The organism is Streptomyces sp. NBC_00986 (genome assembly GCF_045162565.1).
GTDB lineage: Bacteria > Actinomycetota > Actinomycetes > Streptomycetales > Streptomycetaceae > Streptomyces.
This window is the reverse complement of record NZ_CP108733.1, coordinates 3,336,064-3,358,587: the sequence shown is the minus strand read 5'-3', so window position 1 is coordinate 3,358,587 and position 22,524 is coordinate 3,336,064. Positions and strand designations below refer to the sequence as shown.

Sequence of the window (22,524 nt, the reverse complement as noted above, 5' to 3'; positions counted from 1 at the left end):
CTCCTAGCCCAGAATGCCGTTCGAGTCGACCGGATCCGGGCGGCCGGTGTTGACCGTGCCCGGTGCCGCCGGGGACGGGCGCGAGGTGGCGCCGATGTTGCCGCTCGCCTCGGCGGCCGGTGCGGACGGCGCCTGCTGGCCGGGCGCCGGCGCGGCGGGGCCGGTCGGGCTGGCGGTCGAGGCGTTGGCGATCTCGTTGGCGATGGCGTCGAAGTCGACCCGCCCGGTCTTCTCCAGCACCGTGATGTGGTCGAGCACGGTCTGGTTGGCGTCCGAGGCGAGCTGCCGTACGAGCGTGTTCCGCGTGGTGTTCCGTACGGCGCCGATGGCCGGGAAGATCTTGCCGTGCGCGGCCCGCAGCAGGTTGGCGAACTTGTACTCGTACTCGGCGCCGGTCGCCGCGCTCATCTCCCGCAGCCAGCCCTGCTGTTGCTCGTTCGGCACGTTCGGCAGCGCGACACCGAGCTGGGCCGCGATGATCCGCACCCGCTTGTCGAGGTCGGTGTGGCCGACGATGAGATGGTCCCCGGCCTCCTTGATCGCCTGGCTGGGCGCCCGCTCGATCGCCTGCTGCCCGGCCGGCAGCTCCCACAGCCCGGCCAGCCGCACCCGCACGATCAGATCCCTGTCGGCGGCCGTCAAGGGCCCCCACTCGGTGTTCACGGTGCCCGCCGCCACGTTCGCCTGCCCGGTCCCCGCCCGGTCGGCGTACGACCACACGGGAAAGACGAGCGCACCGGTGGTGGCGAAAATGGTGGCGATGAACACAGCCGTACCGTTGATACGACGCAAGGGAGCCTCCCGGGGAAACCAACTGGTCGTTGGGGAAAGTTGACGCTTGGCCAGTGTCAGGAGGTACGCGCGGGGCGGTTTCCTTGTTCAAAGGGAGGGCAGCTTTGCTCAAAGGGCAGGCAAAGGGAGCGAGTTCAGCGGCCCTTCACGGGCCAGTGTTCCGGCGTCCGGCCCAGCAGCCGTAGCGCCTCGTCGAGCGGGCCTGCCTCCGGCGGTACGTCGAGCGGCGGGGCGAAGGCGAACTCCGGTCCGCGTACGGCGGGTTCGGTGGGTACCAGTCGGGCCACCACCAGCGCGATGTCCAACACGTCGTCCGGCAGGTCGAGTTCCGTGCCGAGGGTGGCGGCGACGTCCCAGGCGTGGACGACGTAGTCGATGAAGTGGAAGCCGATCGCGGTCCGGCCGGGGAAGCTCGCGCCCAGCTCCGGGAGGGTGAAATCCCGCTCGGTGGCGCCGGGTTCGGCGAACGCGGCGAGGACGGCGGTGGCCGCCGCGCGGTGCGTCCGGGCCGGCTTGCTCATGTCCTCCGGCTCCCGCCAGTACGCCCTGTCCTGACCCGCGCCGCGCGCGGCGGCCGCGAACCCGTGATGCTGCGCGGCCATGTGCGCCACGAGCCGCCGCAGGTCCCACCCCGCGCAGGGGGTGTCCCGCCCCCAGTCCTCCTCCTGCGCCAACTCCACTACGCGCAGGGCCTCGTACACGGCGATCCGGTCGAGCTCGACGATGTCCGTTCCGGTGGCTGTCATGGGGCTTGAGCCTAAAACTGTGCGAACGGTCGTGCTACTTGTTTTCGGCCGAAGTGAGGTGAGGGGAAAAGTGCTGTCTGTCGGGAGGCGAAATGCCTTGTACGTCAGGGGACTTGAGGAGCCGTCGAAGGGTTCGTGGCCGCGCATCGCAGACGGGCCGCTATGCCGACGCGGGCCCGGCGGTACACGGTCTCCTCGTCGTGCAGGACCGAGAACGCGTTGGACGTCTCCATCAACGCGACGATCTCGAAGGCGAGTTGGGGTATGTCGGTGTCGGCCCGCAACTCGCCGGAGTCCCGGGCCTCGGCGGCCGTCCGCTCCACGAGGGCCGTCCAGGCCCGCTGAGCGTCGACCATCGCGTCGTGCACGGGACCGGAGCGGGCGTCGAACTCGGCGATGACCCCGTAGAAGAAACAGCCGCCGGGGAACACCCGCCCCCGCGAGTACTCCAGCCACAGCTCGCACAGCCGCCACAACCGGCCCACGCCGACCGGGACTTCGGCGGCGGGCCCGATGACCTTCTCGGTGTAGATGCGGGCGGCCTCGCGCACGGTGGCCAGTTGCAGCTCCTGCTTGGAGCCGAAGAGCGCGAACACCCCGCTCTTGCTGAGCTGCAGCTCGGTGGCCAACCGGCCGACGGTCAGGGCCTCAAGGCCTTCGACGGAGGCGATGTCGACGGTGCGGCGCAGGATCAGTTGCCGGGTGCGGTTGCCCCGCTCGACCCGGCCGTCGGGTCGTGTCGTACCCGCGTACTCGTCAGGTGTCCTTGTCGCTCCGCCCGCTCTCATGGTGGTCCACCCTAAGCAACACGGGGGAAACGGACTCTTCCTAGGATGCGGCGCGTGCACCTGATCGTCCTGGACGCCCCCACCGAGTGGAGCCGGTTCGCCGAGGGTTCCGTCGAGCGCCGCATGCTGCTCGCGCTCGGCGACCGCCTCGGTACGCCGCTGCGCCCGAAGCCGCTCATGCTGCCCGACGGCAGCCGGGTCGAGGTCGAGGGGATCGACGCGGGCTGCCGCGTACTCGTCCAACTGGTCGGCAATCAGGGTGCGTACAAGCCCGCGTACCGCAACAAGGTCATGGCGGACATGTTCAAACTGCTCTGGCTGCGGGAGTCCGTACCGACCGCCGAGCGTGCGGTGCTGCTGGTCACCGAGCTGATCGTGCAGGCGCTCGGCGGCTGGGTGGCGCGGGCCGCGGCGGACCTCGGGATCGAGATCCAGGTCTTCGACGGCAGCGCGGTCGCTCCGCTGCGATCTTCGGCGAAGCCAGACGTAAAACGCCCGTAACAGTCAACTGCGCTGTCCCGAAACACAATCTTCCTACGGTCGGGGGCACCTAAGCGGATTTCCGCGTGGCAGTCAGTCGCACTCGCTACGCACGCTCTCCGACTTCCAGGATCGGGCACTTGTGCCCGCGACATGGATGGGAGCGTGAAGGTGACTGGTACGCCAGCACTCGAACTGCGGTCGGTACGACGGGTCTACGGCTTCGGGTCCGCCGCGACCACGGCTCTCGACGACGTCCACCTGACGGTGCCGTCGGGCCGTTTCGTCAGTCTCATCGGCCCCAGCGGCTGCGGAAAGTCCACCCTGCTGCGTCTCGTCGCGGGCCTCGAACAGCCGGACCTCGGCGAGGTGTCGGTGCACGGGGTGACACCGGCGGACGCCTGCGCGGCCAAGATGATCGGCCTCGTGCCGCAGAGCCCGGCGCTGCTGCCGTGGCTGTCGGTCCTGCGCAACGTCACGCTGCCGCAGAAGATCAACAGGGGCGCGGGCAAGCGGCGTGAGCGCATCGCGGACTTCGCCGAGCGGCAGACGGCGGTTCCCGACATGGAGGAACTCCTCGTCAAGGCCGGTCTCGGCGACGCCCTGCACAAGCTCCCGGCCCAGTTGTCCGGCGGCATGCGCCAACGCGCCGCGATCGTGCGGGCGTTCGGGCTGCAGCCGGATGTGCTCGTCATGGACGAGCCCTTCTCGGCGCTCGACGAGTTCACCCGCGAGAGCCTTCAGGACCAACTCCTCGACCTGTGGGAGGAGTTGAGGACGACCGTCCTGTTCGTCACCCACTCCGTCTCCGAGGCCGTACGGCTCTCCGACACCGTCGTCGTCATGGCGCCGAACCCCGGCCGGATCGTCGAGAGCATCGACGTCGACCTGCCTCGGCCACGTGGTGAACGGCTCTTCGGGGAACGGCGGTTCCACGAGTACGAGGACCTGGTGAGAGAGCGGCTGCGGCGCGCGTGGAGCAGTGAAGCCGCGTGAGTGGGGGCGTGAGGGACGTGACTGTTGCCGACGAACGCACCACCGCTCCGGTGACGAAGACACCGTCGCCTGTCGAGCCGTCCCGGTTCAGCCTGAAGCACCCGAGGTCGCGGATCGGGTGGATCCGGCCGGCCGTGTGGCTGCCGCTTGTGGTGATGCTGGTGCTGCTCGGCGGGCTCTGGCACTGGGGAGCTGAGCAACTTCCTTATCTGTTGCCGCCGTTGTCCGACGTCGGTAGTTCGCTGTCCGATGAACTCGGCTACTACGTCCACAACGCGCTTGTCACCCTTGGCGAGGCTACGGCCGGGCTGGGAATGGGGTTCGTCGGGGCGTTCGTCCTCGCGGTGCTGACGAGTGAACTGCCGTTGGTGCGGCGGGCGGTGATGCCGATCGCTGTTGTCCTCAATGTGACGCCGTTGGTTGCCATCGCGCCGGCGCTTGTCGTGGCCTTCGGGTTCGGGCCGATGCCCAAGCTGATCATCACTGGGTTGATCTGTTTCTTTCCGATTCTCATCAACACGGCTACGGGGTTGCGGTCTGTGCCGCAGCAGGTGTTGCAGGTGTATCGGACGATGGATGCGAGCCGGGTCGAGTTGTTGTGGCATGTGCGTGTGCCCAACGCGCTGCCGTATCTCTTTGCCGCGCTGCGTATCGTCTTTCCGCTGTCGATCATCGGGGCGGTGGTGGCGGAGATGTCGGCGTCCGGGTCCACGGGGGGACTGGGCACCGCGATCAGTGTGGCCTCCTCCATGAATCAACTCCCTGTTGTCTACGCCTCGATCCTCGTGCTTGCGGTGATGGGCGTCTTGCTGTTGCTGGCCGTCACGTTGGTCGAGCGACGTGTGTTGCATTGGCACGACAGCGTGCAGGAGTAGTAGGGACTGTTCTTTATCTGCGGGCCGGTGGGGGCTGGTCGCGCAGTTCCCCGCGCCCCTTTGGGGGCGCTCAACTCACCGGCATTCAGCCAGTTTGGAGTCCACCCATGCCTCGTTATCGCCTCACCAGATCTGCCCTCGTCGCCGCCGTTTTGGTGCTCGGAGTCGCCGGATGTGGCTCCGGGTCGGACGACAGTTCCTCCGCCGGCTCGGCCGGGTCCGCGATTTCTGCCAAGCGGTGTGCCGAGAACAAGGCCGCCGGGAAGATCACGTACCTCTCCGGGTACCAGTTCCAGTCCTCTGTCTCGATCCTCGAATACATCGCGGCCGCCAAGCTCGGCTACTTCAAGGACCTTTGCCTCACCGTCGACCTCAAGCCGGGCAGTGGCGACACCGCGCAGAACACCAAGTTGCTCGCCGGGGGACAGGCGACCGTGTCCGCTATCTCCGAGCAGGATCTGATTCAGGCGCAGGCCAACGGGATTGACATCAAGGGGATTTCCTCGTACTCGAATGCCGGGCTCGACATTCTGATGACGAACAAGGACATCACCGATCTGACCCAGCTGGACGGGAAGGTCGTCGGGCACAAGGGGTATGTTCCCGCTGCCGTCGAGGCGATGCTGGTCAAGGCCGGGGTCAAGTGGGACTCGCTCAAGCTGGTCAAGGAGGGGTACGACCCCTCGGTGCTGCCGCGTAAGCAGGGTGGGCTTGAGGCGCTCACCGGGTTCGTGTCCAACGAGCCGAATCAGCTGAAGGCGGCCGGCAAGGACGTCACCGTGTGGAAGCCGGTCGACTACAAGATTCCGAGTTCGATCGGGGCGATGGCGGTCAACCCGGCGTTCGCCAAGGCGCATCCGCATGCCGTCGAGGACGTGTTGCGGGCCGCGCTGCACGCGTACCAGTACTGCTCCGCCAGCGAGGCGCACATCACCGAATGCGTCGGCTACGCGGCCAAGTTGTCCGGTCCGACCTACGACAAGAAGCTGAACGCGACGATCTGGAAGACCGAGACGCAGGTCGTCAAGGAGAACCCGACGCCCGGACAGCCGCTCGGCGGTGTCGACCCCGACAACGTCACCCAACTCGTGGCCATGCTGCACCAGTTCAAGATCGTGCCGAGCAGTGTGACCGCCGCCAAGGCAACGGGGTGGTTCGACACGTCCTTCGTCAAGGACATCTACAGCGGCGACAAGCTCGTCTGGCCCGCGCCGTAAGAACCAAGAGACCCGCAGAGCCGTAGAAAGGTCCGTGACGTGCCCGCGAAAGAGTATGGAATCTTCCTTCCCATCGGGAACGGCGGCTGGATGCTGTCCACCACCGCGCCGCATCCCGAGGCGACCTACGCGTACAACAAGCGTGCCGCCGTGCACGCGGAGAGCATCGGGCTCGACTTCGTGATGTCGATGGCCAAGTGGCGTGGTTTCGGGGGGAGTACGGACCACTGGGGCCGTTCGCTGGAGTCGATGACGATGATGGCGGCGCTCGCCGAGGCGACCAGCCGGGTCAAGATCTGGGCGACTCTGCACGCGAACATCCACAATCCCGCCGTCGCGGCGAAGATGCTCACCACGCTTCAGGACATCTCCGGCGGGCGGGCCGGGATGAACATCGTGAACGGGTCGTACGCGGGGGAGTTCGAGCAATTCGGCGACTGGGACCCGGAGTTGAGTCATGAAGACCGTTACCGGATGACGGAGTTGTGGACGGAGGCGGTCACGCGGCTGTGGACCGAGGACTCGGTCACCCTGCGCACCCCGTACTTCGATCTCGTCGACTGCGAGTCCCGTCCGCATCCGGCGACCCGGCCGACCCTCATCAGCGCGGGGCGGTCCGAGGACGCGCGGCGGTTCCAGGCGCGGTACGCCGACGGTGCCTTTCTCGCCGCCGACAGCCTCGACGACATGCGGTCGCTCTCGGCCGACGTGCATGCGCGGGCGAAGGCCAACGGCCGTGTCTGCAAGACGTATTCGATGCTCACCGTCGTCCAGGACGACACCGACGAACTGGCCGTCAAGAAGGTCAAGGAGTGGGGCGTCGGCGTGGACCGCGAGGCGCTCGCGCATATGCGGCACACCTGGGGCGTCCCCGCGGACCAGGCCCGCGCGTGGGCCGACGGCGCCAATGGGGAGGCGGCGTTCCAGACGCCGTACGTCGCCGGTTCGGCCCGTACGGTCACCGAGCACATCGAGTACATCGTGCGGGAGGCCGACCTCGACGGACTCATGCTGATCTTCCCGGAGTACGACGAGGACATGCTGCTGTTCGGCGAGACCGTGCTGCCCGAGCTGCGCGCCCACGACGAGGTGGCGGCCTGATGTCCGATCTGCGGGACAGACAACTCGCCCAACTCGCCGGGCCGTTCAGCAGGCCCGCGCTCGTCGTCGTGGATGTGCAGCGTGACTTCGCCGACCCGGACCGGCTGGGGGCCTACGGCCTGACGGACACGGCGCTGGCGACCCTCGACCGGACGGTCACCCGTATCGCCGAACTCGTCGACACCGCGCGCGCCGCCGAAGTACCCGTCGTCTGGGTTGAGTTGGGCAGCGACCCGGCGCGACCGTGGCGGTCGAGCAACTGGCTGCGCGAGGGTGACTACGACGCGCCCATGAGCCCCGACGAGCCGTGCCGCATCGGGACGTCCGGCGCCGAGTGGTATCAAATGCAGCCGGAAGAAGGGGAGTTGCGGGTCGTCAAGCGTGGCTACAGCGGCTTCCTCGGTACGGATCTCGACGCGCGGCTGCGCGCCGCCGGCCACGACTGGCTCACCGTCGTCGGCCTGACGAGCGAGTGCTGCGTGTACGCCACCGCTCAGGACGCCGTCCAACTCGACTGGCCCGTCGTCGTACCGCAGGACACGACGACCGCCTACGACCACCACGTCAACGCCGCCGCCCTGTTCCAACTGGGCCTGAACGTGGCCGTATTGAGCGACGCCGACGAAGTGGCCGAGCTGTGGAAGAAGGCCGTGCGATGACCGGAATGCACATCGGCTACGACCTCTCCTTCACCCACACCGAGGGCGCCTGGGCGCGACAGGGCTCGTGGATCGGGCGGGACTTCCCGGACGTCCGTATGTTCATGGAGCTGGCGCAGACCGCCGAACGCGCGGGCGTGGGCCTGCTGTTCTTCGGTGACGGCAGCGGCATCCCCAGTACCTGGCGGGGCAGCATCGCACCGGCCGTGGAGTGGGGCATCCAGTGGCCGCGCCACGACATGGCGCCGGTGATCGCCGCGATGTCCACGGTGACGGAGAAGGTCGGCTTCGGGCTGACGTACTCCTCGACGTTCATGCATCCCTTCTACGTCGCACGGCTGTTGAACTCGCTCGACCATGTGACCGGCGGCCGGATCGCCTTCAACGTGGTCGCCTCCACGCGCGGCGCCGACGCGGCCAACTACGGGTTCGCCGAGCTGATGGACCACGACCTGCGCTACGAGCGGATGGAGGAATTCGTCGACGTCTGCCGGGCGTTGTGGGACTCCGTCGCCCCGGACGCCATCGTCCGCGACCGCAGCACGGGGCGGTTCGCCGACCCCGAGAAGGTGCACCCCATCGACCACGAGGGGCGCTTCTTCACCGTCAAGGGCCCGCTCGCGTCCGTACCCGGTCCGCAGTACCACCCGCTCATCGTCCAGGCCGGCAACTCGCCCCGGGGCATTGCCGCTTCGGCCCGCTTCGCCGACCTCGTCTTCGGCTTCGGCGGCAATCTCGCCGGCCAGCAGCGCCACCGCAAACTGCTCGACGAGGCGCTCCTCGCCGAGGGGCGGGACCCGGACCACGTGGGCATCCTCTGGGCGACCCAGGTGATCGTCGGCCGCACGAAGGCCGAGGCGTCGGCGCGCTGCGAGGCGGTGCACGAGTTCTGGAACGAGGAGGCCGTCGCCACCTATCTCTCGCACAACGCCGGTTACGACTTCTCGACGCTTCCGGCCTCCTTCCAACTCGGAGAGCTGCGCGACGAGTTGGCCGCCGCCAACGCGAGTCCCGCGGGGATCGTCGGCTCGCTCGTCGCGGAGTTCGGCGCGGACCACACCATGAGCCGTAGCGAGTTCTTCGAGCACGGGCGGGGGAGGGCGACGGGCCTGGACCACAGCGTCGTCGGCGATCCCGCCGCCGTGGCCGACGCGTTGGAGGAGACCTTCGCCTCGACCGGAGCACGCGGCGGCTTCATGTTCTCCAGCCCGCTCGCCATGCCCTCCGGCTTCGCCGGGATCAGCGAACTGCTGCTGCCCGAGCTGCGTCGTCGCGGTGCGCTCGCGCCGCCGTACCAGGGGCCGACTCTCCGCGAGAACCTGGCAGTTTGAGATGCCCGCGGTGAGTGCGGGCGCGAGTGCGGGTGGGGATGGGGGCGTGGGTGTGCGGCGCGAGTGGTTCGCGCTCGGCAGCCTCTGTACGGGGTTCTTCATGCTCCTGCTGGACAGCACGATCACCTCGGTCGCGCTGCCGTCCCTGATCAGCGGGCTGCACGCCGACGAGACCGCCGCGATGTGGGTCAACAGCGGCTATCTCATCGCCTATGCGGTGCCATTGGTCGTCGCGGGACGACTCGGGGATCGGTACGGCCATCGGCGCGTCCACATGGTCGGCCTTGCGGCCTTCACGCTCGGGTCGCTGCTGTGCGCAACTGCCGCCTCCATCACGGCACTTGTCGCCTGGCGGGTGGTGCAGGGCATCGGGGCCGCGCTGATGACACCGCAGTGCCTGACCCTCATCAAGGCGCTGTTCCGGCCGCCGCGGCTCGCCGTGGCGCTCGGGGTCTGGGGTGCGGTCGGGGGAGCGGCAGTGGCTGTCGGGCCGTTGCTGGGCGGTTTCCTTGTCGCCGCCGGGGGTTGGCCCGCGGTGTTCTGGGTCAACGTGCCAGTCGGGGTTGGTGCGTTGGTGGCCGTGGCCGTGTTCGTGCCGGTCCTGCCGCGGCAGGAGGCGCGTATCCCGGTGTGGGCGATCTGCGCGAACGCGAGCGGGGTCGGTGCGCTGGTGATCGGCATCCAGGGCACGGATGCGGCGAGTGGTGAAGTGCTGGGTGTGCCGAGGTGGTTGCTCGTCGCCGTCGGTGTGGTGGTCGTAGCGGGCGTGGTGTGGTTTCAGCGTCGGGACGGTCAACGTGCGCTGGTGCCGGTCGAGTTGTTGCGCAGGCGGGGGTTCGTCGTCGCGGCTTGGGCCGGTGCCGCCGCTGCCTTCTGTTCCGGGTCGGCGATGATCCCGCTGATGTTGTACCTCCAGCGGGAGCGCGGGCTCGATGCCGGCGCGGCCGCGCTCACCCTCGTACCGATGGGCGTGGTCTGCCTGTTGGGGGCTCCGGTGTCGGCCCGGCTCAACAACGGGATCGGGTCCCGCGCGGTCGCCGTCATCGGCTCCGGCGCCCTCGTCCTGTCCATCGGGACGTCGGCGGTGCTCGTCGCGACGGACGCCCCGATCTCCGCACTGACCGCCACCTTCGCGGTGTACGGGGTCGCCAACTCCTTTGTCTGGTCGCCTCTTTCGATCGCGGCGGTGACCTCGGTCGGCCCGGACGAGGTCGGGGCCGCGTCCGGAACCTTCAACGCCGTGAAGCAACTTGGCGCGGTGCTGGGCAGTGCGGTGTGCGCGGTTCTGCTGGCCGGGCACGGTTACGCGACGACGCTCGGTGGGCTCGCGGCGGTCGGGGTGCTCTGCCTCCTGGCGTGCGCTCTCCTTCGTACCGAGCCTCCTGGCAACGGACCCCTGCCGGTGTCCGCCGCCGCACCACAACTACCCACGGGAGTCGCCTGATGAAGCCCGATGAGAGCTGATGGGACCTCATGAAGCCTGATGCAGACGGGGGTTGCACGATGACGGCAATCGAAGGCATGGCAGGCCTGGAGAATCTGGACGGCGTCACCTCGGACCCCGGGGAGATCACGAGAGCGTTCTCCGGGTTTCCGTCGGGCGTCGCGGCCCTCGCCGCACGCGTCCACGGCGAACCGACCGTCATGATCGTCTCGTCGTTCGCGGTCGGGGTCTCCCACAACCCGCCCATGGTCTCCTTCGCCGCCCAACACACCTCCACGACCTGGCCGTTGCTCTCCCGCGCGCAGACCATCGGCATCTCCGTCCTGGGCGAGACCCACGGCGACAAGGCCCGCCAGCTCGGCTCCCGCAGCAAGGCGGCCCGCTTCACCGACCTGCGTACGGTGGAAGCGGAATCCGGCGCGATCTTCCTCGACGGCGCACCGGTGTGGCTGGAGTGCACGGTCGAGCACAGTTATCCGGCCGGCGACCACGACATCATCGTGCTACGGGTGCTCGCGATGCGGTCCGACGATGAGAGGAGTCCGTTGGTGTGGCATCGACGGACCCTGAAAATGCTGGGTAGTTGAGGCGCTTCACCCGAGGGAGGGGCTTGCGGCGGATGGCCCGCGGCGGGTCCGCCGTAGCCGCTCGGGAAGCGGTCTGCGGTAGTCGGGCAGTAGACGCTGGGCGAGGAACGCGGACTTCAGGAAGGCGCGGACGGCACGCTCGCGGCGCGGGGAGAGCCAGCCGATCCGGTGGAGCCGGCAGACTCGCTCGCCGGCGAGATACCGGGTCAGGTCCCTGCCGAACGCCCGTAAGGGGGTGGGGAACCAGTACTCGGCGAAGAACTCCATCATCGCGGTCGCCACCCGGTGGCCGGACTCCGTCCCTGGGTACGGCCGGGATTCAAACTTCAGGGCGAACTCGGTCATCGCGTCCCAGTCCTCTGGGAAGGCCTCGTCGGCCAGCGGGCCGGACTCGCGCTTCAGGAGGCGGAAGAGGGTCTGCGCCCAGTGATGCCAGGCGGTCTTCATGTTCTCGCTCGTACCGGGCAGGCCGAGGGAGGTCTGCAGCCGGTCGGCGGACGTGGCCAGCAGGACCAGGGGATAGACGAAGTCGTCGACGTCGTCGAAGTTGCCCGGCAGGTGCGGTGTCGCACGGGCGATGGCCAGGTGGATGTGGTTGAGCCGCTCGGCGGCCCTGCGGCCCGCGGCGCTGGTCAGCCCGTCCACCATCCAGGCCATCAGGAACTCGTTGCCGTCCTCGAAACGCCGCCGGGGTCTCGTCTCCAGCTTCCCGGTGTGGGCGAGGGTGGCGGATCCGAAGCCCGGCTGCATCATGCGCATGGTGCCCGGATAGACCATCATCGCCAGCGCGAACTCGGGGACGCGGTGGCCGACGTAGAGCGAGATCATGCGCTCCCAGTCGGTGTCCGGGTCCATCCGGGCCAGTTCGCGGTCGACCCACTTGTAGCCACGACGCACGGTCGGTTCCCTCTCGTGGACTTTCAGAAGGGGGACGCTCCGGCAGGGCTGTCCGATGCCGCGATCCGTCGTGATCTGAGTCACCTCGACCGTGAGTCATGGCGTGAGTCATAGCGTGAGCCATGGGTCTCCACCCGAGGGTGGAGCCGCGGAATCAGCCCGTGGGTGGTGGTGATCGACGCAGGTCGGGGCGCAGCCTTGTGCCATGGGCTCACTACATTCCGCACTCGTCGCTCTCACGGGCAGCTGTGTCGCGATCTTCGTCGTGGCCTGGATCGCGGGCGCCGTCTACTTCGGTGTGAAGAGCGAGGCCGGGCTGAGCGGCTGGGCGCGCGGCCTCCGCCGCACCCTGCCTCGGCGGGCTCTGCTGTTCGTGGGCGCCTACGCCTTCTCCGTACTGATCGGACACTCTCCGGACTCCTTCTGGCACCACCTCCAGTACTGGCAGCCCGAGTTGGCGATCCCGGGCGCGGTGCTCGCCGTCGCCTCCACCGCCCTGCTGCTGTGGGCCCGTTGGGTGCTGGGCGTCATGTGGGCCAGTATTCCGCTGGTCCACGAACACCACGAGCTGCGCACCGAGGGCCCGTACCGCATAGTGCGGCACCCCATCTACACCGGGCTCCTCGGCCTGGTCCTCGGCGGGATGCTGGCCTGCGGCTTCGGCATCTGGATCGTGTTCCTCGCCGTGGCTGTGCCGTGGCTGCTGCGCCGGGTGCGTATAGAGGACGGGATGATGGCCGACCGGTTCGGTGCGTCCTACGACGCCTACCGCGCCCGTGTTCCGGCACTGATCCCGTGGACCCGGCCCGTTCCGGTCGGACCCAGGGCCGTCGGCGGTCGGCAGAGGTAGTCCGGGTCGGTCGTGTGGTTGTCACTCGCGTCAATTTCCGCCCCAAGTGCGGAAGTTGACGGGGTCACCTGTCGGATTGCTGTCATCCCGGTGCCACTGTTGCCCATGTCCACAGCTCGTCACTAACGTGCTCATGGAGATTTCAAAGGGAAATCTGATGGAGGGTCTGCAATGCCCCTGCCAGAACGCCCGGCCACGTTGTCCTCGGCCCGCACGGCGACCGCTCCCGAATCGCTCTGTCCGCCGACGAGGCGCGACCATTCCGGCTGACCGGCTGACCGGCTGACCGGCTGACCGGCTGACCGGCCACCCCTGACGCGTCCGTGGGCCGTGCCCCCTGGCTCACGAGCGACACCTCGCAGGAACAGCGCCCGGCCGCCAAGACGTGTCGCCACGCGACGGCGACCGTCCTTCCTCATCCCCCCGCACCTGTCACCCCCCCACCCTCCTCCAGGCATGTCCCCGCCCGGAGCAGAAGGAGAGTTCCGTGAACTCCACGCACAGCGAGCGTCTGGACTACCTCGTGGTCGGTGCCGGGCCCGCCGGGCTCCAGCTCGGGCAGTTACTCCAGGCGGCCGGCCACGGATACCGCATCCTGGAGAGCGGTCACGCTCCCGGCACGTTCTTCGACACCTTCCCCCGCCACCGCAAGCTGATCTCCATCAACAAGGTGTACAACGGCACCGACGATCCCGAACTGAACCTCCGGATGGACTGGAACTCCCTGCTGTCCTCGGACCCGGACCTCCTCTTCAGCCGGTACAGCAAGCGCTATTTCCCGCACGCCGACGACCTGGTGCGCTATCTCGCCGACTTCGCCGAGGCGTTCAAGCTGGACATCGCCTACGACACCCGGGCGGAGCGGATCCGGCGCGAGGAGGACGGCTTCACCGTCACCGATCAGCACGGTCACGAACACCGCGCCCGTCGGCTGATCGTGGCCACCGGACTGACCCGGCCCAACACCCCCGACATCCCCGGTATAGAGACGGCCGAGGACTACTCCGTGGTCTCCGTGGACCCCGAGGACTTCATCGACCGGCGCGTCCTGATCATCGGCAAGGGAAACTCCGCCCTGGAGACGGCTGACAACCTTGTCGAGACCGCCGCCGTCATCCATGTCGCCGGCCCGCACTCCGTCCGGATGGCCTGGAACAGCCACTACGTCGGCCATCTCCGCGCGGTCAACAACAACTTCCTCGACACCTACCAACTCAAGTCGCAGAACGCCCTGTTGGACGGCAGTGTGCTGTCCGTCGAGCAGGACCCCGACGGCATGTACCGCGTCCGCTTCAGCTTCTCCCGGGCCAATGAGGTCGTGAAGGAACTGCTCTACGACCGGGTGATCGTCTGCACCGGATTCCGCTTCGACGCCTCGGTGTTCGACCCGGAGTGCAGCCCCACCCTGGTCATCGACGACCGCTTCGCCGCCCTCTCCCCGGCGTACGAGTCGGTGAACGTGCCCGGCCTCTACTTCGCCGGAACACTCATGCAGCAGCGCGACTTCAAGAAGTCCACCGGCGGCTTCATCCACGGCTTCCGCTACGCCGTACGCGCCCTGAGCCGCATCCTCGGCGAACGCCATCACGAACAGCCCTGGCCGCACCGGCAGTTGGAGAGCGACCCGGCCGCGCTGGCGGACGCCGTGGTGGCCCGGGTCAACCGCAGCTCGGCACTGTGGCAGCAGTTCGGCGTCATCGGGGACCTCATCGTCACACCACCCGGCGAACCGGCCAGGTACCACGAGGAGGTGCCGGTCGCGTACGCCCACGAACGCCAACTCCCCGACAGCAGCGACTACTTCACCGTCACCCTGGAGTACGGCCCCGACCACGACAAGGTCGACCCCTTCGACATCACCGTGCGCCGCACCGCCCAGAACTCGGTCGACGACGCCTTCGACGCGGCGTACCTCCACCCGGTGATCCGCCACCACGGAGGCGGTGAACTTCTCGGCACCCATCACATGGCCGAGAACCTGGAGAACCACTGGGACGACCCGGAGGCCCACCACGCCCCGCTGGCCGCGTTCTTCGCCCGCGAGCTGGACCGTCGGCCGACTCCGGCGGGGCGGTGAGCGGCGTGCAGTACACCGTCCGTGACTTCGAGACCGCGGCGCGCGCCGAACTGGACCCCGTGTACGCCGACTTCATCGCCGGCGGGGCCCGTGACGAGATCACCGTACGGGCCAACGAGGCGGCGTTCGGGCGGCTGCAGCTGCTGCCCCGGGTGCTGCGGGGGAGTGCCGAACGGGAGTTGGGCATCACCCTGCTGGGCAGCCGGGCGAGCCTGCCGGTCCTGATCTCCCCGACCGCCTTCCACAAACTGGTCGATCCGGAGGGGGAGTTGGCGACGGCCCGGGCCGCAGCCGCCGCCGGCGCGATCATGATCGTGGCGATGGCGTCCACGGTGGCGGTGGGCGAGATCGCCGACGCGGCCCGCGCGGCCGGCGACGACGTGGCCCTGTGGTTCCAGCTCTACATCCAGCCCGACCTGGACATCACCGAGACGCTGGTGCGGCGGGCCACCGACGCGGGGTGCACCGCGCTCGTGGTGACCGTGGACTCCCCGGTGCTGGGCGCGGGCGAGCGCAACCGGCGCAACGGCTTCCACGACCTGCCGCCGGGCCTGCGCTGCGAGAACCTGGTGGACCTGCGCGACGGCGAGCGCGGCCACGTACGCCAGATCGCCATGTCCCCCGAGCTGAACTGGGAGCACGTCGACTGGCTGCGCGGCATCACTTCCCTGCCCGTCCTGCTCAAGGGTGTCCTGCACCCCGAGGACGCCCGGCTCGCGGTCCGCCACGGCGTCGACGGGCTGTTGCTGTCGAACCACGGAGGTCGCCAACTCGACACCGTCCCCGCCACGTTGGAGCTGCTGCCCGAGATCCTCGCCGCCGTCGAGGGCCGTATCCCCGTCGTGCTGGACGGAGGCGTCCGGCGCGGCACCGACGCGGTCAAGGCGCTGGCGTTCGGCGCGTCCGCGGTGGGCATCGGCCGGCCCGTGATGTGGGCGCTCGCCGAGGGCGGCGAGAAAGGCGTACGGCGTCTCCTCGAACTGCTGCGGGACGAACTCGACGACACCCTCGCCCTGTGCGGGGCGTCCGGACTCGCCGACCTGACACCCGATCTGGTCCGGGTGCCCGCGTGGGGTCCCGTGCCCGGTCCCGCCGTGACGCCGGGGGCGGACCGACGATTCGGCGGGGTGGTCGCGTGAGCCCCACCGGTTGGCTCGTTCTGGGTCTGGCCGTGATCCTGGTGGCCGGTCTGCCGTACTGGCTGCCCAGGACCGTGATCGCGCTGCGGGTGCGGATCTTCGCCCGGGTGGGTGGCGAGGAAGGGGTCCGGGCTCCGGGCGAGGAGGTGCCCGCCGACGAGTTCAAGAAGGTGTACGGGCATCCGGCGGCCGACGGCCGCAGCCGGGGCGCCGCACTCTCCGACCTGTTCTGGTACTGGCTGTCGCCGGGCCCGGAGGTGCACCAGGAGCACCTGGAGCCCGGCCCGCGCTACGACGACGTGGCCCGGACCACCCGGCAGATCCTGGCCGGGCTGTCCCGTGAGCGGTGGGCGGAGCTGGTCGGCCGCTGCACCCGCCGGGTGCTCGACGAACTCGACGGCCACGCGCGCGTGCAGCAGGTCAGACTGCGCGACCTGATGATGCCCGTCTGGGCCGAGGTCTACTACGAGGTGGTGTTCCGCGCGCCCTGTCCGCGGCACGTCCGGGACCTGATCACCGGCAATGCGGACGACGTGGTCAGCGCCCTGAAGTGCACCCGCCTGCGCCACATGGACCGCCGGGCCCGCCTCACCGCCCACCTGCGGGACCGGCTCGCGCACGACCCGCCGCCCGGTCCGCTGCCGGCCACACTCACCCCGCGGGAGCAGGCGTACTACCTCCAGGGCACGTTCTTCAACACCGCGGTCGTGCAGATGTCGGAGGCGATGGCGCATCTGCTGCTGGCCCTCGCCACCCACCGGCCGGTGCAGGACCGTCTGGCGTCCGGACAGGAGGACCCGGACTTCCTGGACGGGGTGATCAACGAGACGCTGCAGCACTTCCCGCTCTTCGGAGTGGCCCACCGGATCACCTCGGGGGAGATCCCCCGGGACGGGCGCGACCCCATCCCGGCCGGTTCGGTCCTGTTGTTCAACTACCCCGAGTACCAGGGGTCCGGAGGCGACCCGTTCGACCCGGATCGGTGGCTGGACCCGGACACCAGACCCTCAGCCTTCATCCCGTTCGGGGTGACCGCCAACCGTCCCTGCCCGGCACGCGGTTTCGCCGTCCTCACCATGCGGGTCGCGGCGGAGGAGGTCCTGCGCCGCTTCCGGCTCGACTCCTCGGTGGAACACACCCGTTCGCTGCCGAGCCGCGGTCCCTGCCTGCTGGTCCCGCGCACCGGGGCCGAGGTCCGCAGCCGGACCCGGCTCGCGGTGATGCGCCTCGCCGACAGTTGGGAGGGCGTCTGGCGCAGCCTCGTCCAACTCGCCCTCGGCAGCTACATGGTGTGGGACGCCCGGCGCCAGGCGCTGTGCCGGAACTATTTCGCCGCCTCTCCCGGCGGCTCCGCCACCTCTGTCCCAGCCGGCCGTTGAGAGGACGAGACCATGACTCCCGTGGAGCTCGCTCCCGCCTTCTTCCTGGCCGTCGTCGTGATTCTGCTGGCCTGCCGGCTGGTCGTCCTGCTGGCGGGCCGCTTCGGCCAGCCGCCCGTGGTCGGCGAGATGATCGCCGGGGTACTGCTCGGCCCCTCCCTGTTCGGGCTGATCGCCCCGGGGGCCTCCGCCCATGTCTTCCCGCCCGAGCTGAAGCCGGTGCTGTACGTGGCCGGCCAGATCGGTCTGGTGGCCCTCATGTTCGGTGCCGGTTACGAGTTCCGGGCGCACGCGGGACGCGGCCTGGCCGGCACCGCCGTCGCCGTCTCCTCGGCCGGGGTGGGGGTCCCGCTGGTGCTGGGCGTGGGACTGACCCTCGTGGCCCACGGCCATGTCGGCATCTTCGTCGACGGGGTCTCGGTCTGGGTGACGGCGGCGTTCGTCGGGGTCGCGCTGGCGATCACCGCCTTCCCGATGCTGGCCCGGATCATCACCGAACGCGGGCTGTCCGGCTCGCGGTTCGGCTCACTCGCCCTCGCCTCCGGCGCCACGGACGACGCCGTCGCCTGGATCATGCTGGCCGGCGTGCTGAGCGTCGCCTCGGGCAAGGTGAGACCCATCCTGGAGGCCGTCGGCGGCACCCTGCTGTTCGTCGCCGTCCTGCTCCTGCTGGGGCGCCGTCTGCTGGCCTGGATCGTGAACCGTCCCGGCCTCGGCGACGACACCCGCCTCCTCTTCACGGTCGCCCTGCTGTTCTGCGCGGCCTGGTTCACCGACATCAGCGGCCTGTACTCCGTGTTCGGGGCGTTCTGCGTGGGGATGGCCATGCCGCGCGGCGAGGCGTCGGAACGGCTGGTGCGGACCACCCAGTCCGTGACCCAGGTGGTGTTCGTGCCGATGTTCTTCACCTACTCCGGCCTGAACACCCGGTTCGACGTCTTCTCCGACCCGCCCGTGCTGCTGTTCGGGGCGGCCGCGGTCGTCCTGGCGGTGGCCGGAAAGTTCGGCGGCTGCTGGGCCGCCGCCCGGCTGCGCGGCGAGCCAGGCCCGGTGGCCGTCCGGGTCGGCGCCCTGATGAACGCCCGCGGCCTCATGCAGCTGATCGCGCTCAACATCGGACTGTCGGCCGGCATCGTCAGCGAGGAACTGTTCACCGCGCTCGTCCTCGTCGCCCTGGTCACCACGGTCATGACGGTTCCGGTACTGAGTCTGCTGGACCGCCGCGACGCCAGATCCCGGGCGGCAGTGGAGGAACCGGAGGGCGAGGAGGAGGTGGCGGCGGCGCCGAGTTGACCGGGCGCCTGCGGGGCGACGGACGGCGTGGCGCACCCGGCACGAGTTCCACGCCGGGATCGTCACGCCGCGCGCGGCGCCGAAGGGGTCGACGGTCGCGCGGCGCATCCGGCGCGAGTTCGAAGCCGGGATCGTCACGCCGCGCGGCGCCGAAGGGCCAACGCCTGCGCGGCGCCGAAGAGTTCGACGATCACGCGACGCCAAAAGAGAGTCGGCCGACCAGCCGTCGCCCCGGCCGGGTAGACCCCGATACGGCCGAGTGGGCCCCGATACGGCCGAGTGGGCCCCGATAGGGCCGAGTGGGCCCCGATAGGGCCGAGTGGGCCCCGATAGGGCCGAGTGGGCCCCGATAGGGCCGGGAAACCGCCGACACAGCCGTACGTTTTCCACAACGGGCGCCGCGCACCGCGGTCGCGCTGCCTCAGCCTCGTCGCCGCAGCGCCGGATGCTCCGTCACGACGGTCGCCGAGCCCGGCGCGATCTCCGTGAAGCCCGCGTCCTTGACCAACGGCAGCCCGCTGTTGGTGAGTTCGGCCCACCGGGCGGGGTCGGCGGTGCGGACCGAGAGCGGGAAACCCGCCTGGCGCCAGGCGGTCCGCTCCTCGTCCGACAGTTCCCACCAGGCGAGTTGGGCACCGTGGCCGGTCTGGGCCATCGTCTTGCCGGCGGACATGTCGAGGTCGGGGTTCAGCCAGAGCACCGGTGCCGTGGGGTCCGCGTCGCCCGGCGGTTCGGGGTCGTCGAGGTCGGTGCCGGACACCTGGAGCCGGGCCAGGTCCTTGGGCCAGCCGTCCAGCGGGACGGGCGGGAAGACCCGTACCTCCGCCGACTTCCCGGTCACGGTGATGCCCGGCAGCGCCTCGGCCCGCCGCCACTCGGCCCCACGCGCCCGCCGGACCACCTTCCGGATCCGCGCGTCCTGCCAGGCCCGCATGACCTGCGCCCACTCCCCCTCACCGACGGCCCGCTCATCGCTGAGGATCGTCAGCACAGCCCGAGCGGCCGTCTCCAACGCGTCGGTACGGGCCGGCGGAGCATCCCGCTCGATCCGCACGACCAAGGGCAGCACGAACTGTGGGGCCTCGTCGCGAGAAGTGGGCTCATTGAGGAAGGGGTCGACGTTGTCGCCGGAAACGGTGGAATCACTGGTCACACCCCTAGTCTGCCAGGCAAGGGAGCGGCCCTTAGAAACACCGCTAAGGGGACCCACCCAAGGGGCGCGGGGAACTGCGCGACCAGCCACAACGCCCCCGCAGCCGCCGAACGACACGCCCACCCCACTCCTCCTGCGAGAGAATGCCCCGATGCGACGCGATCTACAGCTGACCAACGTCGGCCGCCGCTACGGAATCCGAGGCCCCTGGATCCTCCGCGGTATGAACCTCGCGTTGGCGCCCCGCACCCTCACCCGCATCGAGGGCCCCAACGGCACCGGCAAATCCACCCTCCTCCGCCTCGTCGCCCGCACAGACGCCCCCACAGAAGGCAAGGTCACCGGCCACCCCCGCACCGCGTACGTCCCCGAACGCTTCCCCCAGGCACTCCCCTTCACCGCCGAGGCCTACCTCACCCATCTGGGCTCGGTGCACGGCCTGTCCCGCGCGGCAGCGCCCCGCGCCGCCGCCGAGTGGCTGGACCGCTTCGGTGCCGCCGCCTACGCCCGCACCCTCATGACCCGCCTCTCGAAGGGCAGCAGCCAGAAGGTAGCCGTAGCCCAAGCCCTGCTGGCCGAACCGGAGTTGCTCGTCCTCGACGAGGCATGGACCGGCCTGGACGAGGACGCGAGGGCGGAGTTGGAACGGGCCGTGGCCGAACGCACGGCGGCCGGCGGAGCCGTGGTCTTCGTCGACCACGATCCCCGCCGCCTCGCAGGGGCACCTCACGCGACGTACACGGTCACGGACGGAACCCTCAACCTCCGCACGGACAAGCCCACTTCACCATGCGGACCGCAGGTCACCCTGGACGTCCAGGGCCCGCCAGGAGGTCAACTCCCCGCAGAGACAGGCAAGTTCCTCACCTCATCCACGGAACTCACCCCCGGCACCCACCGCCTCACCGCCCCCGCCTCCCACTCGGACGTCCTGCTCCGCACCCTGCTGACGGCCCGCCCGCCCTGGCACGTGGTGAGCCTGAACCAGCGCGACGACCTCCCCTCGACGACGAAAGCCCCCGGTGACCGCGATGACGGCCCTCCTGCGCTACCAGGCCACCCTGCTCCCGCGCTCGCAACGCTGGCTCCCGCCGTTCATCCTGTACGCCGCGTTCCTGGGCATCGGCGTCCAGGGCGGCCAGCCCGTGCTCGACTCGCTCGGCTACACGGCCGCGGCCCTGCTCCCCGTAGCGGCCTGGCTGGTGCGGATCTGTACGACCAACGAACCGTCCACGGCGCGGAGTTGTGTCGCCGCGGCGGTCGGACCCGCGCGGGCCCACCTCGCCTGTCTGCTGGTCGCGCTGACCACCGCGGCGGCGCTCGGCACGGCGGCGACCCTCGTCGTGACGCTGATCAGCGACCCGGCGAGCGCCGATCACCGTACCCGGGTGTCGCTCCTCGCCGCCGCCGCGGCCGGCCTGCTCGCGACCCTGGCCTGCGCCCTGCTCGGCACGGCGGTCGGCGCGCTCACCGACTGGCCGCTGCTGCGCTCACCCGGCAGGGCGGTGCCCGCGATGCTGCTCGCGGCACTGCTGGCCGTGGTCGTGACCGGCTCCCCGGCGCAGGCGGCGGTCAGCGGCCTGGTCACCGGCTCGCAGTCCGGCACGGTCCCGGTCCCGCTGCTGCCACTGGCCGGTGCGGTCCTGGTCACGGCGGCCGCGACCGCCGTGACCTGCGCCCTCACCTCCCGCCGCTCACCCTGAACAGGCGGTGCGCTGCGCCTCCTGCCACTCGCAGACGGGGCACAGCGTGATCCCCTTGTACGACTCCGGGTACTCGGTCGGCTCCCGGCACAGCACACACTCCGCGTACGCCGACGCCGGCTCTTCGTCGCTCATGCGACCAGCGTACGAGGCGTGCGCGACCCTCAATCGACCTCAGCGGTGCCGGCCCGTCGCCCCGATCAGCTCGGAGACCTTCACGAACCGGTACCCCTTCTTCCGCAGCTCGGGCACGATCATGCGGACGGCGCGCTCGGTGGCCGGGGCGGCGCTGCGCGTGCAGTGCATGACGACGACCGAGCCGGGCTTCACGCCCTCGAGCACCTGCTGGGCCACGGCGTCCGAGTCCGTCGCGAACGCGTCACCGCTCACCACGTCCCACTGCACCGCCGTGACACCGACCGCGCTCAGCGTCTTCAGCGCCTGCCGGTCGTAACACCCGCCGGGGAAGCGGAAGTACGGCATCGCGTTCGGCACCCCCGCCTTCTTGAAAGCGGTGTACGCCCGCTCCACATCCGCCTTCATCCGGTCCGGGGAGACAGTCGGCAGGCCGTAGCAGTCACCGGTGAAGGCGTAGTGGCTGTAGGAGTGGTTGGCGATCTCGAACTGCGGGTCGCGTCCGATGGCCCGGGCCTCGGCCGGGTACTCGTCGGCCCAGCGGCCCGTCATGAACACGGTCGCCGGCACCTTCAGCGTGCGCAGCGTGGCGATGAGCTGCGGATTGTCGAAGTGCTCGCCCTTCGCCGCGCGCGGCCCCTCGTCGGCGGTCATGTCGGCGTCGAAGGTCAGCGCGACGGTCTTCCCGTCCACCCGCGGACCGTTCTTGAAGACCGGGGTCAGACCGGCGGGGCCGGGCGCGAGCGTGGGCGGCCGCGACACGGCGGCGGAGGGCGCACTGGGCGCCGGACGGCTGGCATGGGGCGCCGAGGGGGCCCCGCAGGCGGTGAGCGCGGCGCCGAGTGCACAGGCGGCGGCGACTCGTCGTACTCGAATGGTCAC

At 69.8% G+C, this 22,524-nt stretch carries 22 protein-coding genes and 1 pseudogene; 16 read left to right on the top strand and 7 right to left on the bottom strand.

The annotated features are described in order from the left end of the window. Nucleotides 1–3: 3 nt before the first annotated feature. The 3 genes from OG504_RS14620 to OG504_RS14610 form a co-directional block, all read right to left on the bottom strand. Entirely contained in the window at nt 4–792 is a 789-nt protein-coding gene (locus OG504_RS14620) for a DUF4142 domain-containing protein (RefSeq protein WP_405990231.1), read from the bottom strand. A 134-nt stretch (nt 793–926) separates the two neighbouring features. Further along, nucleotides 927–1,538 carry a TIGR03086 family metal-binding protein gene (locus OG504_RS14615; protein WP_405990230.1) on the bottom strand — a complete coding sequence of 204 codons (612 nt, stop codon included), beginning with the start codon at nt 1,536–1,538 and terminating at the stop codon, nt 927–929. 104 nt (nt 1,539–1,642) lie between these two features. Then, nucleotides 1,643–2,326: a TetR/AcrR family transcriptional regulator gene (locus OG504_RS14610; RefSeq protein ID WP_405990229.1), complete on the bottom strand. Its 684-nt coding sequence runs from the start codon at nt 2,324–2,326 to the stop codon at nt 1,643–1,645. A gap of 45 nt (nt 2,327–2,371) precedes the next feature. On the opposite strand from OG504_RS14610, the gene OG504_RS14605 reads away from it, so the two are divergent. The 9 genes from OG504_RS14605 to OG504_RS14565 all read left to right on the top strand — a co-directional run bounded on the left by OG504_RS14605 (nt 2,372) and on the right by OG504_RS14565 (nt 11,016). Then, the gene (locus OG504_RS14605) at nt 2,372–2,827 is read left to right on the top strand and encodes a hypothetical protein (protein ID WP_405990228.1); all 456 of its coding nucleotides are present in this window, start codon (nt 2,372–2,374) and stop codon (nt 2,825–2,827) included. Nucleotides 2,828–2,977: 150 nt separating this feature from the next. Further along, entirely contained in the window at nt 2,978–3,802 is an 825-nt protein-coding gene (locus OG504_RS14600; RefSeq protein ID WP_405990227.1) for an ABC transporter ATP-binding protein, read from the top strand. 17 nt (nt 3,803–3,819) lie between these two features. Next, nucleotides 3,820–4,677: an ABC transporter permease gene (locus OG504_RS14595; RefSeq protein WP_405990226.1), complete on the top strand. Its 858-nt coding sequence runs from the start codon at nt 3,820–3,822 to the stop codon at nt 4,675–4,677. Nucleotides 4,678–4,784: 107 nt separating this feature from the next. Continuing rightward, the gene (locus tag OG504_RS14590; RefSeq protein WP_405990225.1) at nt 4,785–5,894 is read left to right on the top strand and encodes an ABC transporter substrate-binding protein; all 1,110 of its coding nucleotides are present in this window, start codon (nt 4,785–4,787) and stop codon (nt 5,892–5,894) included. A gap of 39 nt (nt 5,895–5,933) precedes the next feature. Then, a complete protein-coding gene (locus OG504_RS14585) occupies nt 5,934–6,995 on the top strand; it encodes an LLM class flavin-dependent oxidoreductase (protein WP_405990224.1) in 1,062 nt (353 codons plus the stop codon). After that, nucleotides 6,995–7,654: a cysteine hydrolase family protein gene (locus OG504_RS14580; protein ID WP_405990223.1), complete on the top strand. Its 660-nt coding sequence runs from the start codon at nt 6,995–6,997 to the stop codon at nt 7,652–7,654. The genes OG504_RS14585 and OG504_RS14580 overlap by 1 nt, the downstream gene beginning before the upstream one ends. Further along, complete coding sequence (locus OG504_RS14575) at nt 7,651–8,985, top strand: NtaA/DmoA family FMN-dependent monooxygenase (RefSeq protein WP_405990222.1); 1,335 nt, start codon at nt 7,651–7,653, stop codon at nt 8,983–8,985. The genes OG504_RS14580 and OG504_RS14575 overlap by 4 nt, the downstream gene beginning before the upstream one ends. Nucleotides 8,986–9,031: 46 nt before the next feature. Continuing rightward, a complete protein-coding gene (locus OG504_RS14570; protein WP_405990221.1) occupies nt 9,032–10,429 on the top strand; it encodes an MFS transporter in 1,398 nt (465 codons plus the stop codon). Nucleotides 10,430–10,488: 59 nt separating this feature from the next. Beyond that, nucleotides 10,489–11,016, top strand: coding sequence for a flavin reductase family protein (locus tag OG504_RS14565; protein WP_405990220.1), 528 nt, complete (start codon nt 10,489–10,491; stop codon nt 11,014–11,016). A 6-nt stretch (nt 11,017–11,022) separates the two neighbouring features. On the opposite strand, the gene OG504_RS14560 is transcribed toward OG504_RS14565, so the two are convergent. After that, nucleotides 11,023–11,913: a DUF2236 domain-containing protein gene (locus OG504_RS14560; RefSeq protein WP_405990219.1), complete on the bottom strand. Its 891-nt coding sequence runs from the start codon at nt 11,911–11,913 to the stop codon at nt 11,023–11,025. 205 nt (nt 11,914–12,118) lie between these two features. Between OG504_RS14560 and OG504_RS14555 the strand changes: the two genes are divergently transcribed. The 5 genes from OG504_RS14555 (at nt 12,119) to OG504_RS14535 (ending at nt 18,651) form a co-directional block, all read left to right on the top strand. After that, nucleotides 12,119–12,763 carry a methyltransferase family protein gene (locus tag OG504_RS14555; RefSeq protein WP_405990218.1) on the top strand — a complete coding sequence of 215 codons (645 nt, stop codon included), beginning with the start codon at nt 12,119–12,121 and terminating at the stop codon, nt 12,761–12,763. A gap of 487 nt (nt 12,764–13,250) precedes the next feature. Next, nucleotides 13,251–14,840 carry an NAD(P)-binding domain-containing protein gene (locus tag OG504_RS14550; protein WP_405990217.1) on the top strand — a complete coding sequence of 530 codons (1,590 nt, stop codon included), beginning with the start codon at nt 13,251–13,253 and terminating at the stop codon, nt 14,838–14,840. A gap of 5 nt (nt 14,841–14,845) precedes the next feature. Beyond that, nucleotides 14,846–15,979 (top strand): alpha-hydroxy acid oxidase, encoded by a 1,134-nt coding sequence (locus OG504_RS14545; RefSeq protein ID WP_405990216.1) that lies wholly within the window; start codon nt 14,846–14,848, stop codon nt 15,977–15,979. Further along, complete coding sequence (locus OG504_RS14540) at nt 15,976–17,358, top strand: cytochrome P450 (RefSeq protein WP_405990215.1); 1,383 nt, start codon at nt 15,976–15,978, stop codon at nt 17,356–17,358. The genes OG504_RS14545 and OG504_RS14540 overlap by 4 nt, the downstream gene beginning before the upstream one ends. A gap of 12 nt (nt 17,359–17,370) precedes the next feature. Next, complete coding sequence (locus OG504_RS14535) at nt 17,371–18,651, top strand: cation:proton antiporter (RefSeq protein WP_405990214.1); 1,281 nt, start codon at nt 17,371–17,373, stop codon at nt 18,649–18,651. Between the two features lie 421 nt (nt 18,652–19,072). On the opposite strand, the gene OG504_RS14530 is transcribed toward OG504_RS14535, so the two are convergent. Next, nucleotides 19,073–19,804, bottom strand: coding sequence for an aminoacyl-tRNA hydrolase (locus OG504_RS14530; protein WP_405990213.1), 732 nt, complete (start codon nt 19,802–19,804; stop codon nt 19,073–19,075). A 151-nt stretch (nt 19,805–19,955) separates the two neighbouring features. Between OG504_RS14530 and OG504_RS14525 the strand changes: the two are divergent. Together OG504_RS14525 and OG504_RS14520 are read left to right on the top strand one after the other, a co-directional pair. After that, a pseudogene (locus OG504_RS14525) lies at nt 19,956–20,801 on the top strand (ATP-binding cassette domain-containing protein); the annotation flags it as partial. Nucleotides 20,802–20,835: 34 nt separating this feature from the next. Beyond that, nucleotides 20,836–21,507, top strand: coding sequence for an ABC transporter (locus tag OG504_RS14520; RefSeq protein WP_405996334.1), 672 nt, complete (start codon nt 20,836–20,838; stop codon nt 21,505–21,507). On the opposite strand, the gene OG504_RS14515 is transcribed toward OG504_RS14520, so the two are convergent. Both OG504_RS14515 and OG504_RS14510 read right to left on the bottom strand, forming a co-directional pair. Then, the gene (locus OG504_RS14515; RefSeq protein ID WP_405990212.1) at nt 21,499–21,642 is read right to left on the bottom strand and encodes a hypothetical protein; all 144 of its coding nucleotides are present in this window, start codon (nt 21,640–21,642) and stop codon (nt 21,499–21,501) included. The genes OG504_RS14520 and OG504_RS14515 overlap by 9 nt on opposite strands. A 39-nt stretch (nt 21,643–21,681) precedes the next feature. Continuing rightward, nucleotides 21,682–22,524: a polysaccharide deacetylase family protein gene (locus OG504_RS14510; protein WP_405990211.1), complete on the bottom strand. Its 843-nt coding sequence runs from the start codon at nt 22,522–22,524 to the stop codon at nt 21,682–21,684.

What these genes read in the sequence shown, in the direction of transcription:
- OG504_RS14515 (WP_405990212.1), bottom strand. Translation starts at nt 21,642, where the DNA reads ATGAGCGACGAAGAGCCGGCGTCGGCGTACGCGGAGTGTGTGCTGTGC.
- OG504_RS14580 (WP_405990223.1), top strand. Translation starts at nt 6,995, where the DNA reads ATGTCCGATCTGCGGGACAGACAACTCGCCCAACTCGCCGGGCCGTTC.
- OG504_RS14565 (WP_405990220.1), top strand. Translation starts at nt 10,489, where the DNA reads ATGACGGCAATCGAAGGCATGGCAGGCCTGGAGAATCTGGACGGCGTC.
- OG504_RS14605 (WP_405990228.1), top strand. Translation starts at nt 2,372, where the DNA reads ATGCGGCGCGTGCACCTGATCGTCCTGGACGCCCCCACCGAGTGGAGC.
- OG504_RS14520 (WP_405996334.1), top strand. Translation starts at nt 20,836, where the DNA reads ATGACGGCCCTCCTGCGCTACCAGGCCACCCTGCTCCCGCGCTCGCAA.
- OG504_RS14535 (WP_405990214.1), top strand. Translation starts at nt 17,371, where the DNA reads ATGACTCCCGTGGAGCTCGCTCCCGCCTTCTTCCTGGCCGTCGTCGTG.
- OG504_RS14555 (WP_405990218.1), top strand. Translation starts at nt 12,119, where the DNA reads ATGGGCTCACTACATTCCGCACTCGTCGCTCTCACGGGCAGCTGTGTC.
- OG504_RS14590 (WP_405990225.1), top strand. Translation starts at nt 4,785, where the DNA reads ATGCCTCGTTATCGCCTCACCAGATCTGCCCTCGTCGCCGCCGTTTTG.
- OG504_RS14610 (WP_405990229.1), bottom strand. Translation starts at nt 2,326, where the DNA reads ATGAGAGCGGGCGGAGCGACAAGGACACCTGACGAGTACGCGGGTACG.
- OG504_RS14575 (WP_405990222.1), top strand. Translation starts at nt 7,651, where the DNA reads ATGACCGGAATGCACATCGGCTACGACCTCTCCTTCACCCACACCGAG.
- OG504_RS14615 (WP_405990230.1), bottom strand. Translation starts at nt 1,538, where the DNA reads ATGACAGCCACCGGAACGGACATCGTCGAGCTCGACCGGATCGCCGTG.